The organism is Methylobacterium sp. W2 (assembly GCF_020662345.1).
Taxonomy (GTDB): Bacteria; Pseudomonadota; Alphaproteobacteria; order Rhizobiales; family Beijerinckiaceae; genus Methylobacterium.
Window position 1 is genome coordinate 1 of the sequence record NZ_VMOA01000095.1, and the last position, 889, is coordinate 889.

1 protein-coding gene is annotated in these 889 nt (G+C 65.0%); it reads left to right on the forward strand.

Going from position 1 to position 889, the window contains the following annotated elements:
* The coding region (locus tag FPV16_RS25865) for an IS3 family transposase (RefSeq protein ID WP_227441368.1) at positions 1-840 on the forward strand (840 nt) is incomplete at its 5' end.
* Between the last annotated feature and the right edge of the window lie 49 nt (positions 841-889).

Genomic DNA, 889 nt, shown 5'->3' on the forward strand with positions numbered 1-889 from the left:
GTGAGGCCCGCCGTTCGCCGTGAGGTCGCCGGTCACCTGCAGGTGGCCTACGACATCAGCGAGCGTCGGGCCTGTCTGGCCACCGGCTTCGGCCGTTCGTCCCAGCGCTATACCAAGCGCTCTGATCCGCAGGTCGCGCTGCGGATGCGACTGAAGGAGCTGGCTGCCGCACGGGTCCGCTACGGCTACCGGCGGCTGCACATCCTATTGCGACGGGAGGGCTGGAAGGTGAACCACAAGCGCACTTACCGGATCTACCGCGACGAGGGACTGTCGATCAGGTCCAAGCTGCCCAAGCGCAAGCGGGCCTGGCGATATCGCCAAGGGCGACCAGCGATCGGTGGGCCCAACGAGGTCTGGGCGATGGACTTCGTATCCGACCGCATCTTCGACGGGCGTCCGTTCCGGATCCTGACGGTCGTCGATTGCCACACGCGAGAGGCGCTCTCACTCACGCCGAGAGCCAACTTCCGCGCCTTCCAGGTGACCGAGGCGCTCGATGCCTTGGTCCGGCTGAGGGGGCGGCCCAAGAGCCTGCGGGTCGACAATGGGCCGGAGTTCGCCGGGCGCATACTCGACCAGTGGGCCTACCTGAACGGGGTCGAGATCGACTTCTCCCGACCGGGCAAGCCGACCGACAACGCTTACATCGAGTCGTTCAACGGCCGTCTACGAGCAGAATGCCTGAACGCCTCGTGGTTCCTGTCGCTGGCCGATGCCCGTGAGCGCATCGAGGACTGGAGGTGCCACTACAACGAAGATCGACCCCATATGGCTCTGGGCGGCTTGACGCCCCGAGCCTTCGCCAACCAAGCTGTCACTGCCCGAGAACTTGCATAGGCCGTGGACCACAAACGGGGTCAACTCCAGACCGACGATGCACTAACTT